Annotated in this window: 14 protein-coding genes; 3 read left to right on the top strand and 11 right to left on the bottom strand. The window is 73.5% G+C overall.

What is annotated here, in order from left to right; all coding sequences use genetic code 11:
• Positions 1–8 precede the first annotated feature (8 nt).
• From OH804_RS32080 to tsaB, 4 genes are read right to left on the bottom strand one after another with little or no spacing between them, the layout of a single operon-like run.
• Complete coding sequence (locus OH804_RS32080) at positions 9–263, bottom strand: hypothetical protein (protein ID WP_039906914.1); 255 nt, start codon at positions 261–263, stop codon at positions 9–11.
• A 14-nt stretch (positions 264–277) separates the two neighbouring features.
• On the bottom strand, positions 278–1,324 hold the full coding sequence (gene tsaD, locus OH804_RS32075; protein WP_406061357.1) for a tRNA (adenosine(37)-N6)-threonylcarbamoyltransferase complex transferase subunit TsaD: 1,047 nt from the start codon (positions 1,322–1,324) through the stop codon (positions 278–280).
• Entirely contained in the window at positions 1,317–1,799 is a 483-nt protein-coding gene (gene rimI / locus OH804_RS32070; RefSeq protein WP_406061355.1) for a ribosomal protein S18-alanine N-acetyltransferase, read from the bottom strand. Before rimI ends, tsaD begins: the two co-directional genes overlap by 8 nt.
• Positions 1,796–2,473, bottom strand: coding sequence for a tRNA (adenosine(37)-N6)-threonylcarbamoyltransferase complex dimerization subunit type 1 TsaB (gene tsaB, locus OH804_RS32065; RefSeq protein ID WP_406061353.1), 678 nt, complete (start codon positions 2,471–2,473; stop codon positions 1,796–1,798). Before tsaB ends, rimI begins: the two co-directional genes overlap by 4 nt.
• Positions 2,474–2,901: 428 nt before the next feature.
• Here tsaB and OH804_RS32060 point away from each other — a divergent pair, with 428 nt between their 5' ends.
• Positions 2,902–3,606, top strand: coding sequence for a helix-turn-helix domain-containing protein (locus OH804_RS32060; protein ID WP_196919768.1), 705 nt, complete (start codon positions 2,902–2,904; stop codon positions 3,604–3,606).
• Positions 3,607–3,632: 26 nt separating this feature from the next.
• Here the strand turns inward: OH804_RS32060 and ung are convergent, their stop codons facing one another.
• The 6 genes from ung to OH804_RS32030 form a co-directional block, all read right to left on the bottom strand.
• On the bottom strand, positions 3,633–4,334 hold the full coding sequence (gene ung / locus OH804_RS32055; protein WP_030489653.1) for a uracil-DNA glycosylase: 702 nt from the start codon (positions 4,332–4,334) through the stop codon (positions 3,633–3,635).
• 65 nt (positions 4,335–4,399) lie between these two features.
• Complete coding sequence (gene tsaE / locus OH804_RS32050; protein WP_406061350.1) at positions 4,400–4,882, bottom strand: tRNA (adenosine(37)-N6)-threonylcarbamoyltransferase complex ATPase subunit type 1 TsaE; 483 nt, start codon at positions 4,880–4,882, stop codon at positions 4,400–4,402.
• Complete coding sequence (locus tag OH804_RS32045) at positions 4,879–5,982, bottom strand: alpha/beta fold hydrolase (protein ID WP_196919770.1); 1,104 nt, start codon at positions 5,980–5,982, stop codon at positions 4,879–4,881. The genes tsaE and OH804_RS32045 overlap by 4 nt, the downstream gene beginning before the upstream one ends.
• Positions 5,983–6,037: 55 nt before the next feature.
• Complete coding sequence (alr, locus tag OH804_RS32040; protein WP_196919771.1) at positions 6,038–7,156, bottom strand: alanine racemase; 1,119 nt, start codon at positions 7,154–7,156, stop codon at positions 6,038–6,040.
• Between the two features lie 90 nt (positions 7,157–7,246).
• Positions 7,247–8,716 carry an NAD(P)H-hydrate dehydratase gene (locus tag OH804_RS32035; RefSeq protein WP_406061348.1) on the bottom strand — a complete coding sequence of 490 codons (1,470 nt, stop codon included), beginning with the start codon at positions 8,714–8,716 and terminating at the stop codon, positions 7,247–7,249.
• 55 nt (positions 8,717–8,771) lie between these two features.
• Positions 8,772–9,140, bottom strand: coding sequence for a holo-ACP synthase (locus OH804_RS32030; RefSeq protein ID WP_406061346.1), 369 nt, complete (start codon positions 9,138–9,140; stop codon positions 8,772–8,774).
• A gap of 174 nt (positions 9,141–9,314) precedes the next feature.
• Here OH804_RS32030 and OH804_RS32025 point away from each other — a divergent pair, with 174 nt between their 5' ends.
• Entirely contained in the window at positions 9,315–9,611 is a 297-nt protein-coding gene (locus tag OH804_RS32025) for a hypothetical protein (RefSeq protein WP_196919774.1), read from the top strand.
• Positions 9,608–11,215, top strand: a complete 1,608-nt coding sequence (locus tag OH804_RS32020; protein ID WP_406061344.1) for an alpha/beta hydrolase — start codon at positions 9,608–9,610, stop codon at positions 11,213–11,215. The genes OH804_RS32025 and OH804_RS32020 overlap by 4 nt, the downstream gene beginning before the upstream one ends.
• Before the next feature lie 3 nt (positions 11,216–11,218).
• Here the strand turns inward: OH804_RS32020 and glmS are convergent, their stop codons facing one another.
• On the bottom strand, positions 11,219–13,132 hold the full coding sequence (gene glmS, locus OH804_RS32015) for a glutamine--fructose-6-phosphate transaminase (isomerizing) (protein ID WP_196919776.1): 1,914 nt from the start codon (positions 13,130–13,132) through the stop codon (positions 11,219–11,221).
• Positions 13,133–13,411 lie beyond the last annotated feature (279 nt).

Here is a 13,411-nt window from a genome sequence, read left to right as displayed (position 1 = left end):
GGCTCGCGTCAGCGGTCTACCTGGGTGAAGTCCCAGGAGTGCGGGGCGCGGGCCACCAGCAGTGCTGGCGGGTCTGGCAGGGGGCGCGGGCTGCTGCGCCACTTGGAGATGACCACCACCCGGTGGTCGGTGGAGGAGAAGACCTCGCTGGAGACGTGGAGCGGGTCGTGCTCCAACTCGGGCAGGGCGGTGTCGCACACCCAGGTGATCAGGTCGGCGACTCCGTACGCCTCGGCGCGCGCCTCCCACATCCGAACGATCATGTCCGCCGCTCCCGTCACACGCTGACCGTGGTCAACGGCAGCGCCGAATCGGCTGGCAGGTCCAGTCGACTGGGAGCGACCCCGGCGGCGACCAGGTGCGAACCGAGCGCGGCCACCATCGCACCGTTGTCGGTGCACAGCTTTGGCCGGGGTACCCGGACCTGGATGCCGTACTTCTCGGCCCGCTGCTCGGCCATCGCCCGCAGCCGCGAGTTCGCCGCCACTCCCCCGCCGATGACCAGGGTCTCGATGCCCTGCGCGCGGCAGGCGGCGAGCGCCTTGCCGGTCAGCACGTCGCAGACCGCCTCCTGGAAGGACGCGGCCACGTCGGCCACCGGCACCGGCTCGCCGGCACGCTGACGGGCCTCGACCCACCGGGCCACCGCCGTCTTCAGGCCGGAGAACGAGAAGTCGTACCGGTGGGCGGCCAGATCCTTGGCGGCGGTCAGACCGCGAGGGAAGGCGATAGAGGCGGCATCGCCGGCCCGCGCCTCCCGGTCGATGGGCGGACCGCCGGGGAACGGCAACCCGAGCAGCCGGGCGACCTTGTCGAACGCCTCCCCGGCCGCGTCGTCGATGGTGGCGCCCAGCGGGGTGACACCGCGGGCCAGGTCGTCGACGAGCAGCAGGGACGAGTGGCCACCAGATACCAGGAGCGCGATGGCGGGTTCGGGCAGTGGGCCGTGCTCAAGGGTGTCCACCGCGACGTGGGCGGCGAGGTGGTTGACGCCGTAGATGGGTTTCTCGGCGGCGACCGCGTACCCCTTGGCGGCGGCGACGCCGACCAGCAGCGCTCCGGCCAGCCCCGGCCCGGAGGTGACAGCGATGGCGTCGATGTCGGCCAGCGTGACGCCGGCCTCGGTCAGTGCCCGGTCCATGGTCGGCACGATGGCCTCCAGGTGGGCCCGGCTGGCCACCTCCGGCACCACACCCCCGAACCGGGCGTGTTCCTCGACGCTGGAGGCGAGCGCGTCGGCCAGCAGGGTGTGCCCCCGCACGATGCCGACGCCGGTCTCGTCGCAGGAGGTTTCGATACCCAGGATCAGTGGTTCGTCAGCCATGGTCGTGTGGTCCGTCCCCGGTCGGCTCGGCGTCGCGCCGCATGACCAGCGCGTCGGTGTTGCTCGGTTGGTAGTAGCCGCGCCGCACCCCGATCGGCTCGAACCCGTACGTCGCGTAGAGCCGTTGGGCTGCGGCGTTGTCCACGGCGACCTCCAGCAGGGTGCTGCGGGCGTCGCGCCGGACCGCCTCGGCGAGCAACTCCTCCAGCAGGGTGCGGCCCACGCCGCGCCGCTGGGCGTCCCGGCGGACGGCGATGTTCTGCACCCACACCTCGTCCGGCGGAGCGCCGGCGAGTCCGGCGTAGCCGAGCAACGAACCGTCCGCGTCGACGGCGACCCGGTAGTGGTGCCCGTTTGCCAACTCGCTCCAGAACATGGCCGGCGACCACTGCTCGGCGCCGAAGAGGTCCGCCTCGATCGGCAGCACGTCATCGATGTGCCACCAGCGGAACGGTTCGAGCCGTACCGCCGTCATGGCAGGACCGGTTTGCGGCCGGCCGCCGCCACCGCGTCGGGGCGGCGCAGGTAGAGCGGGGTGAGCCGCTCACTGGACGCGCCGGCCCGGATCCGCTCGGCGGCGAGCAGCGCCAGCACTGTCGCGTCCGGGTAGCGCGGCTCGAATCGAACGGGCAGGTCCAGGACCTCGGCGTATCGGTGCGCCCCGTCACCGACCGCGATCGTCGCGCCCAGTTCCCGGGCGCGCGCGGCGGCGACCGCCGGTGCGGACACCTCAGGCCCGACGATCCGCTGGCCGGCGCCGTCGTAGACGGCCCAGTAGAGCTCCTTGCGCCGGGCGTCGCTGGCGGCCAGGACCGGCGCGCCGGACGCCGCCGGGTAGCCGATGGCGTCCAGCGAACAGACGCCGTACGTGGGGATGCCGAGCACCTGACCCATTGTCGCGGCGGTGACCAGGCCGACCCGCAGCCCGGTGAACGGCCCCGGGCCGAGCCCGGCGACGATGGCGGTCAGGTCCCGTGGGCGCGCGTCGGCGTCGGCGAGGACCGCATCCACCTGGGGCGCGAGCAGCTCACCGTGCGCGCGGGCGTCGACCGTGCACCGGTGCGCCCGCGACGCCACGCCATCTGCCGAGACGTCCACCAGCGCCGCGGTGACCGCGGGGGTCGAGCTGTCCACCACGAGTACGAGCACGGTAAGCCAGCCTAGCCGCCCCGCCGCAGACCTCGGTCACGCCCCGCCCCGCCACCGGCCGCGGACCTCGCCCCGCCGCAGGGCTGCCCCGCCGCCTCGCCCTGCTGCCCCGCCGCCTCGCCCTGCTGCCCCGCCGCCTCGCCCTGGTTGCCACCACGCCCACAGCCGGTCGCCAGGGGCCCTACCGGGGGCGGCCCCCACCCGTCCCGCACGGTCCCACCCATCGCACGGCCGCAGCTGACCGACGGCCCGCCCGCACCGCCCAACCGACGGACGGACGGCAACAGGCCACATCGCCCCAGTGAGCGTGATGTCTCTGAGTCATCGTGATGACTCACAGACATCACGCTCATTGAAGTAAGGCCCGCCATCCGCCGATCTGCCGCAGCAGGATCGCGGACGTCTCGCCCTTGGTCCACCATGCCGGGATGTCATCCACTCGCCTTGTCACCCTTCTCGGCGCTGCCGTACGGCAGCAACGACATCTGCGCGACCTGAGTCAGCGTCAGTTGGCCGCGCTGGCCGAGGTTGACCAGGCAGCGGTGGCCCGGTTCGAACGCGGTGAGCGAGCGCCAACCATCGCCGTGCTGGAGCGGTTGCTTGCCGCTATGGATGTGCAGTTGGTCGTCGGGGTTGAGCCGTTGGACGCACACCTCGACGCCCGGATCGACGGCTTGGCCGCCCGGCCGATCGCCGAGCGAATCGACGAGCTTGGCCTGGATCGGCTGCTGGACCGGCTCACCGACTTCCCGCAGGTGATCACCGGATGCGCCGCGGCGCTGCTACAGGGTGCACCGGTGCCGGCCGACACGCTGGAGATCGCCCTGCGCTGGCAGGACGCCAAGCTGTTCACCCGCTGGCTGGAGACGAACTACGGCCAGCGGTGGAACGCCCGCTGGGGTGAGTTCGGCGGGGTGTGGTTGGAGCCCGAAGAGCCGGGCGAACACCTGTGGTCGACCCGGTACGGGGAGATAAGGGCCACCATGTGCGACGAGCTGCCCGAGACGATCGAGGTGCGCCACGGCGGGCGGAGTTACCAGGTGGTGCCGCTCGTCGAGCTGGAACTCAGCGAGCCTCGCGCCGCCGCACTGTTACGCCGCTACCGGAACCGGCAGCCGGCCAGCAACAGCTGAGCCAACTGCCGGCCCGAGGTGCCGGCTCAGCCGGCGGTGCGCTCCCAGTCGATGGTGGGCAGGCCGGCGTCGGCGAGTGCCTTGTTGGCGGCGCTGAACGGGCGGCTGCCGAGGAAGCCGCGCGGGTTCATCGGGCTGGGGTGCCCCGCCTCCAGCACCACGTGCTGCGGGTTGGTGACCAGCGCGGCCTTCTTGCGGGCGTAGCCACCCCAGAGCAGGAAGACCACCCGCTCCGGTGCCGCGTCCAGTGCCCGGATGGTCGCGTCGGTGAACTCTTCCCAGCCGGCGTTGGCGTGCGAGCCCGGGGTGGCCTGACGGACGGTCAGCACCGCGTTGAGCAGCAGCACACCCTGGGCGGCCCAACCATCGAGGTTGCCGCTGCGCGGCTTGGGCACGCCCACGTCCTCGCCCAGCTCCTTGAAGACGTTGCGCAACGACGGCGGCACCGTCACACCGTCGCGGACACTGAAGCTCAACCCGTGTGCCTGCCCGGCACGGTGGTAAGGATCCTGCCCGAGGATGAGCACCCGGGTGCCCTGCGGCGGGCAGAGCCGATATGCCGAGAACAGGTCCTCCAACGGCGGGAAGACGGTCTGCGTCGCGTATTCGCGGGCGACGAACTCGCCCAGGGCGGCGGTGCGTGCCGGGTCGAGGTGCGGAGTGAGCACGGCACGCCACTGCTCCGGCAGGAGGGCCAGCAGATCCAGGGCGGGAGCGTCGTCGGGCATCAGAAACCTCTCACAGCGCGGGTCGGTCCCCCGCACTCTAGGCATCGGCTACGACAACCGCCGACCTAGCCCAGGTCGGCGAGCCGCCGGGCCCAGTCGCCGCCGATCGGGTCCAGCTCGACGATGCGGGTGTCGTCGTCGCGGCGGTCGATGCGTACCCGCAGGTGCGCGTCCACCAGCTGCTCCACCAGGCCCTCGCCCCACTCCACCACTGTCACCGAGTCGTCCACCGACGCGTCGAGGTCCAGGTCGTCGATCTCGGCGCGCGGGTCGGTGGCGTCACCCAACCGGTACGCGTCGGCGTGCACCAGTGCCACCCGGCCGCCCCGGGCCGGGTCGGGGCGGTGCACCCGGGCGATCACGAAGGTCGGCGAGGTGATGTCACCGAGGACGCCGAGCCCGGCGCCGATGCCCTGGGTGAGTGCGGTCTTTCCGGCGCCCAACGGGCCGGTCAACAGCACCAGGTCGCCGGCGCGTAGCAGCCCGGCCATCCGCCGGCCGAAGTCCCGAGTGTCCTCGACGGTCGGCAGCTTGACGACGTGACTCACCGTTCCTCCACGCTCTGCAATGACTCCAGGAACCGCGCCAGCGCGGCGTTGACCTCGTCCGCGTGCTCCAACATCACCACGTGACCGCTGTCCTTGATCTTCACGAACTCGGCGTGCGGCAACCGGCGGACGATCTCCTCGGAGTGTGTCACCGGAGTGATCATGTCTTTGTCGCCGACCACCACCAGCACCGGAGTCGCCGCCAGCGCCGCCAGCGCCGGGAAGCGCGAATGGGTGGCCAGGGTCCGCAGGTAGCGGGTCACCGTGTCGGCAGACGTCCGGGAGTTCATTGTCTCCACGTAGGACACCAGCGACGGGCTGGGCTTGCGGGTGCCGAAACCGTACTTGCGGGTCAGCAGCCAGGCCACGTTCGACGTGGACTTGCGAGCCTTGTCGATCACCGGCCCGCCGTACCGGGTGGCGTTGCTGACCATGTAGAGCACCGGGCCACCGACCCGGCCGAGGAGCGCGGGTGCGACCAGCTTGGTCTCCGCGATGAGCCCGCCCGACGTGGCCATCAGCACGGTGCCCACCACCCGGTCACCGAACAGCTCCGGGAACAGCTCGGCGAACGCCATGATGGTCATGCCGCCCATCGAGTGGCCGACCAGCACCAGCGGCCCGTCCGGGGCGGTCCGGTCGATCACCTGGCGCAACGTCCGGCCGAGCACCGTGAGGTCGTACTCCCCGGTCTCCAACCGGCCGGACCGGCCGTGACCGGGCTGGTCGTACGCCACGATCCGGTAGTCACCGCGGGCGGCGAGCATCTGGCGCTGGAAGTGGAACGTCCCCATGTCCAGGCAGAAGCCGTGCACCAGCACCACAGTCGGGCGCCCCGGCACCGGTCGGGTCGGCTCGACCACCTCGACGTGGATGTCCGTGCCGTCCGGCAGCTCCAGGCGGAACGCCTCGTCGTACCGCTGCTGGTCGAACGTCTCGTGCGCGTAGCGGTCGGCCGGGTCGGCCTTGAGTCGGCGGACCAGGGTCCGTTCGGTCGCGACCCCGGCCGCCAGACCCGCCGCGGCCACCCCCACCGCCGCGCCGACGATCCCCGCGACCCGGCCCGCGGCCGTCCGCGGACGTGGAATGCGGTAGTTCACGGCGCCACCTTGGTTCGCGACTGCGGGGCTCGCAACCCCGGCTCACTCCTCACGCTCACGGTTTCTCGCCGTCGTAGACCCGGGGCACCCGCGTGCCGCCGAACCGGGTGACGATCTCGTAGTTGATCGTGCCGACCGCCTCGGCCCAGTCGTCCGCTGTCGGTTCGCCGTCGGCACCGCTGCCGAACAGCGTCGCCACGTCGCCGTCGGCCACCGGGTCGTCGCCGCAGTCGAGCACGAACTGGTCCATGCAGACCCGCCCCGAGATGGTCCGGCGTACGCCGCCGAGCTGCACCGGGCCGGTGTTGGACGCGTGCCGGGGAACCCCGTCGGCGTACCCGAGTGGCACCACGGCGAGGTTCGCGTCGGTTTCCGTGGTGTAGGCGTGCCCGTAGGAGATACCGGTGCCGGCGGGCACCCGCTTGGTGAGCATCACCCGGGCGCGGGCGGTCATCGCCGGCCGTAACCCGTACGTCTCGCCGGCCACCGGGGAGAGCCCGTAGATGGCCAGGCCGGGGCGGACCAGGTCGAAGTGGGTGTCCGGGCGGGTGAGGGTGGCGGCCGAGTTGGCGAGGTGCCGCCAGCGCGGTCGCAGCCCGGCTCGCTCGACCATGGCCAGCCCTTCGTGGAAGACGGCCAGTTGACGGTCGGTGGTGGGGTGGCCGGGCGAGTCCGCGTACACGAAGTGGCTCCACACGCCGACCACCTCGACCAGGCCGTCTGCCTGCGCCTTCGCGGCGGCGTCCAGCAGCGCGGGCCAGTCGGCGACTGTCGCGCCACCCCGGGACAGCCCCGTATCGATCTTGAGGTGCAGGCGGGCGGGACGCCCGGCCAGGCGACTCGCCTCGACCATCTCGTCCAGTTGCGCCAGGCTGGCCGCGCCCAGGTCAACCCCGGCGGTGACGCCCTCGTGCAGCGGCAACCCGGGCGCGAGCAGCCAGGCCAGTACCGGCACTGTCACCCCGCCCCGGCGCAGGGTGAGCGCCTCGTCGAGGGTGCAGACACCGAGCCAGTCCGCGCCGGCGTCGAGCGCCGCGCGGGCGGCCGGAAGCATGCCGTGGCCGTACCCGTCGGCCTTCACCACCGCCATCAACTCGGCGGTGGTGCCGGAGCGGAGCCTGCTCACGTTCTCGCGGATGGCGTCAAGATCGACGCGTACCTCGGCCTGCCACATGCGCCCAGCCTACTTTCCGCCGTGATCACCGCGGGCGGCGACGCACGTCCCGGTGCGGCGATCCGGTCACCGCACCCGGAACCGCCCGGTTCAGCCCAGCCGGGCCAGCACCGGGCGCAACGCGGTCGCCACGTCCGGCGCGGTCACCGGCCCGCTCCGGGCCGCCTCCCGCCCGGCGAGCCCGTGCAGGTACGCGGCCGAGGCGGCGGCCCGATCGGCCGGCACCCCGGCCGCCAGCAGCGAGCCGAGCAGCCCGGCCAACACGTCGCCGGTGCCGCCGGTGGCCAGCGCCGGGGTGCCGGTCGGGTTGACGTACGCCCGACCGTCCGGGGTGCCGATCACCGTGCGGTCGCCCTTGAGCAGCACCACGGCGTTCATCCAGGCGGCCAGCCGCAGCGCGGCGCCGACCCGGTCGGCACCCGGCTCCTCCCCGCAGAGACGGGTGAACTCCCGGTCGTGCGGGGTGACCACGATGGGCGCGTCCCGACCCCGCAGCCGGTCGGCGAGCGAGCCGTCCACCAGCAGGGTCAGCGCGTCGGCGTCGAGCACCACCGGCACCGGGGCGGCCAGTACGGCGCGCAGCTCGGCCGCCGCGTCGGCGCCGGTGCCCAGCCCGGAGCCGCAGACCCAGGCCTGCACCCGGCCCGCGTCGGCGACCCGCCCGCTGGCGATCACCGACGGATGCTGGTGCAGCACCTCGGCGCGGGCGCTGCCGGCGTAGCGGACCAGGCCGGTCGGCCCGGCCAGGGCGCCGCCCACGGAGAGCACCGCCGCACCGGGGTAGGTCGCCGACCCGGTGGCCACCCCCACCACGCCCCGGGTGTACTTCTCCGAGGCCGGGCCCAGCTGGGGCCACCAGTCGACAACGTCGGACCACTCGGTGACCCGCAGCGCCGGGGTGCCACGCAGCCACGGCCGCAGCCCGATGTCGACCACCTCGACCTGCCCGGCCAGGGCGGCGGCCGGCCCGACCACCAGGGCGGGCTTCAGTGCGCCGAAGGCCACCGTCACGTCGGCGCGGACCGCTGTGGGCCGGCCGGACGCGGACAGCGGCACGTGGCCGGTGTCGACAGCGACCCCGCTGGGCACGTCGACCGCCAGCACTGTGGCCCGCTCCCCGTCGCGTCCGCGCAGTTCGCAGAGGCGCTGGACCACCTCGTCCGCGTTCGCCCGTAGCCCACCGGTGCCGCCGATGCCGACGATGCCGTCGAGGACCAGGTCGACCGGGCCGGCTGGATCCGGCACCAGCCGGCCGCCGGCGGCTCGCAGCGCGGCCAGGCCGGCGGCGTGCGCCCGCCCGGGGGTGAGCAGCAGGGCGGACACCTGGACACCCCGGCGGGCCAGCCGCTCCCCCGCGTACAGCGCGTCGCCGCCGTTGTCACCGGACCCGACGAGCAGCAGCACCCGGGCCCCGTAGACCCCGCCCCGCTCGGCGAGCAGGAGCGCGGCGCGGCGGGCCAGGCCTGCGGCGGCCCGCTGCATCAGCGTCCCCTCCGGCAGCGTGCCCATCAACCCCGCCTCGGCCGCCCGTACGTCGGCCACCCGCCACACCGCTCTCATGCCACCGTGTCCCATCCCGTTCGCGGGCGGGCCCGACCGGCCCTCCCGCCCGACGTCATCGTTCCGCGACCACCATCGCCGACGCGATCCCGCCGTCGTGCGACAACGAGAGATGCCAGTGGTTGACCCCACGTGCGTCGGCCACCGCCGCGACAGTGCCGGAGACGGCCAGCCAGGGGCGGCCATCCGGGTCGGGCACGATCTCACAGTCGTGCCAGCTCAGCCCGGCCGGTGCGCCGAGCGCCTTGGCCACCGCCTCCTTGGCGGCGAACCGGGCGGCGAGCGACTCGGGCGAGCGCGGGTTGCCGGCGCGGGTGTGCCGCTCGGCCTCGGTGAAGAGCCGGTCGGCGAGCAGGGGCGTCCGGGCCAGCGCCCGGGCGAACCGGTCGACCAGGACGACGTCGATGCCGACAGCGACGATCACCACTTCACCCTACCGGCGGTCGGGGCCGCAGATTAGCCGTCGGGCTCGCGCTGGGCAACGCCTGTGGACACCCCGGGGTACGCCTTGACGCCGGCTGTCCACAGGGCACGGCGCAACCTCCGGTACGGGCCTAGCGTCAGCGCGTCGATGCCGATCGTCCACGGGGGTGGGGTCATGACCGACGAGCCGTTCGCCGTCCGACCGGAGGAGTTGCGGGCGGTCGCCGTCCTGCTCGACGACGAGGCGCGCCGGTTGGCGTTGGGCCTCGCGGGGCTGCCGGGGTTGGTGGTGGCGGCGCCCGAGTGGCGAGCTGGAGCGGCCCTGGCCGGGTTGGAGGCGGCCGGGCACGCCTGGTTCTGCCGGCTCGGTGGCCGGGTCGCGGCGACCTCCGGCGGGGTCCGGGCGGCGGCCGAGGCGTACGAGACGGTGGACGACCGGGCCGCCGACCGCTTCGCCACCCTGCCCCGGTGAGCGGCGTCGGCTATCGGCAGCTGTGGGCTGTCGATCCGGAAGGGTGGCGGGCCGCCGGGGCGGCGTGGGCGGGGTTGGTCGGGCCGGTCGATCGGCGGGTCGGCGGGTTGCGCGCGTCCGGCGGGCGGTTGCGGGGCGGTTGGTCGGGTGCGGCCTCTGCGGCGGCGGACGCCCGGCTCGCCGGCCTCCGGGACGAGCTGGCCTCGGTGGCACCCGCGCTGATCGAGGTCGACCAGGTGCTGGCCGAGTTGGCCAGCCGGCTGACGGTGGCGAAGGCACGGCTCGCCGAGGCGGTCGCCCAGGCCGACGCGGCCGGCCTGCTGGTGGACCGCTCGGGCGGGGTGCGGGTCGATCCCGCCCGGGTTCGGCCCACCGACCGGGCCGCTGTGGCAGCGGCGGGGATGGCGGCGGCTGGGGTGGCAGCGGCCCTGCGGGCCGCGCTCGACGGGGCAGCAGTCGCGGACCGGGTCGCCGCCGACCGGTTGGATGAGCTGGCGAGGGCCGCCGGCACCGGCTGGGCGTCCCCGCCTCCGCCGGGCCGACCGGCCCTCGGTGCCGCGCCCGCGCTGGTCAGCGCCTGGTGGTCCGGGTTGACCCCGGCGCAGCGTCGGTGGCTGATCGGGCGCGAGCCGGCCCTCGTCGGTCGGTTGGACGGGGTTCCGGTGGCCGCCCGCGACCAGGCCAACCGGTTACGGCTCGACGTCTGGCGTGCGGAGCTGCTGGCCGAGCGGCGACGGTTGCTGTCAGGGGTGCCGCCGGGGACGCTCGCGTCGATCCGGCTGCGTGGGGTGGCCGGGCGGTTGGCCGGCCTGGACGCGCTGGTCGGGCGGTTGACGGCCGACGGGGCGCCGCGGGCGTACCTGCTCGGGTTGGATCCGGCCGGTGAGGGCCGGGTGGTGGTGGCGCTCGGCGACCCGGACCACGCCGACCGGGTGCTCACCTACGTGCCGGGGATGACCGCCGGCCTGGACGACGCCCCCGGCGAGTTGGGTAGGGCGGCACGGGTGCTGGACCGGTGCGCGGCGCTCGCCCCGGGTGAGCGCAGCGCGGCGGTGCTCTGGTTGGACTACGACGCGCCGGATTTCCTGACCGAGGCCGCCTCGGCGGGCCAGGCCCGGGACGCCGGCCCGGCGTTGCACCGCTTCCAGGAGGGGCTGCGCGTCAGCCACGACGGGCCACCGGCCCGGCAGACAGTGCTCGGGCACAGCTACGGGTCACTGGTGGTGGGTGTGGCCGCCCGGGAGCACGGGCTGGCCGCCGACGCGCTGGTCTTTGTCGGCTCCCCCGGTGTCGGCGCGTCGCACGCCGCCGAGCTGGGCGTGCCACCCGGGGAGGTCTGGGCGAGCAGCGCCTCCGACGACGTGATCCGGGCGGCCCAGTCACCGGACGAGCTGGCCCGACGGGCCCTGCTGCGTACGGCGCCGCTGGCTGCCGTGCTGGGCTGGCCGGGCCGGACCGGGCACGAGCTGTGGTTCGGGCACGACCCGTCCGATCCCGGGTTCGGCGGTCGGGTCTTCGGCAGTGGGCGGGGCGGGCACACCGGTTACTGGGACCCGGGCAATCCCGCGCTGGACGGGATGGCCCGGGTCGTGCTGGGCCGCTGAGGGCTACTCGACGGTGACCGACTTGGCCAGGTTGCGGGGCTGGTCCACGTCGTGCCCCCGGGCGGCGGCGATCTCGGCGGCGAGCACCTGCAACGGCACAGTGGTGACGAGCGGCGCCAGCAGGGTGGGCGTACGCGGCACGTAGATCAGGTGGTCGGCGTACCGGACGACCGCCTCGTCACCCTCCTCCGCGATGACGATGGTCCGCGCGCCACGAGCCCGCACCTCCTGGATGTTGGAGACGACCTTGTCGTGCAGCATGCCCCGGCCCACCGGCGAGGGCACCACGCAGATCACCGGGGTGCCCTTGTCGATCAGTGCGATCGGGCCGTGCTTCAGCTCACCGGCGGCGAAGCCCTCGGCGTGCATGTACGCCAACTCCTTGAGCTTCAGCGCGCCCTCCAGGGCCACCGGGTAGCCGACGTGCCGGCCGATGAAGAGCACTGTCGGCTCGGACTTCAGCTCCCGGGCCAGCTCGCGGACGGGCTCGATCCGGTCGAGCAGCTCACGCAGCTTGCCGGGAATCTCCTGCAACTGCGCGACGACCGCGCCCACCTCGTCGGCGAACTTGATGCCGCGCACCTGGGCCAGGTGCAGGCCGATCAGGTAGCAGGCGACGACCTGGGTGAGGAACGCCTTGGTGGAGGCGACGGCGATCTCCGGCCCGCCGTGGGTGTAGAGCACGGCGTCCGACTCGCGGGGGATGGTGGAGCCGTTGGTGTTGCAGATCGCCAGCACCCGGGCCTTCTGCTCCTTGGCGTGGCGCAGCGCCATCAGGGTGTCCATCGTCTCGCCGGACTGCGAGATGACCACGATCAGCGTGGACCGGTCGAGCACCGGGTCGCGGTAGCGGAACTCGCTGGCCAGCTCCACCTCGCACGGGATCCGGGTCCAGTGCTCGATGGCGTACTTGGCGACCATGCCGGCGTGGTACGCCGTGCCGCAGGCCACGATGAAGATCTTGTCGACGTCGCGCAGATCCTGGTCGCTGAGGCGAACCTCGTCGAGGGCGATCTCGCCGCTCTCGGTGAGCCGGCCCAGCAGCGTGTCGGCGATGGCCTGCGGCTGCTCCTCGATCTCCTTGAGCATGAACCAGTCGTAGCCGCCCTTCTCCGCGGCCGAGGAGTCCCAGTCGATGTGGAAGTCCTTGCCGGCGGCGGGCTGGCCGTCGAAGTCGGTGATCTCGATGCTGTCACCGGTGATCAGCACGATCTGGTCCTGGCCCAGCTCGACCGCTTCCCGGGTGTGCTCGATGAACGCGGCCACGTCGCTGGCCAGGTAGTTTTCGCCGTCGCCGCGGCCGACCACCAGCGGCGAGTTGCGCCGGGCGCCGACGACGGCACCGGGCACGGCGGCGTCCACCGCGAGCAGGGTGAACGCGCCCTCCAGCCGCTGGCAGACCACGCGCATGCCGGCGGCGAGCAGCTGCGGGCTGTCCGGTTGGCCGGCGGCGCGCAGGTCGGCCAGCGCGGCGGCGAGCAGGTGCGCGGCGCACTCGGTGTCGGTGTCGCTGGTGAACTGGACGCCGTCGGCCTCCAGCTCGGCGCGGAGCTTGGCGAAGTTCTCGATGATGCCGTTGTGGATCACCGCGACCCGCCCGTCGGGGGCGACGTGGGGGTGGGCGTTGCGGTCGGTCGGGCCGCCGTGGGTGGCCCACCGGGTGTGCCCGATGCCTGTGGTGCCGTCGCCGATGCCGATCGGGCTGGCCGCGCAAGAGGTCGGGTCGTCGGCGGCCCGCTCGGACAGCACCTTCTCCAGGTTGGCCAGCTTGCCGGCCTTCTTCTCGGTCAGCAGTTGGTCGTCGCAGACGATCGCGACGCCTGCCGAGTCGTAGCCGCGGTATTCCAGCCGCCGCAGCCCGTCGAGGACGATGCCGAGTGCGGGGCGCGCGCCCGCGTATCCCACGATTCCACACATGGCCCGCAGCCTAACCCAGTTTCACTCATGATGGGTGCTCGAAAGTCGGGTAAACGAACATCTTGTTTGAGCGAACCGCCGAGCGACGACGACCGGCGTGGAAGCCCGGCCTGAGGTGCCACGACTCGGGCCGCAGCTCCCTTCTACCCGCACAGCGAGGCCGCAAGCAGCGGGGCGGGCACCGGCTCACCGGTGACCCACCCGCGTCCACGCCACCCCCAGCACAGTGGCTGCCGAGGCGAAAGTGGCGGAAGTTGCGTCACCTCCCTTGGGTAGGCT

Origin of the sequence: Micromonospora sp. NBC_00860, from assembly GCF_045207375.1 — a bacterium.
In the GTDB taxonomy this organism is placed as follows: Bacteria; Actinomycetota; Actinomycetes; order Mycobacteriales; family Micromonosporaceae; genus Micromonospora; species Micromonospora vinacea.
Note: the sequence above shows the minus strand (reverse complement) of the source record. Positions and strands in the feature narration are given on the sequence as shown.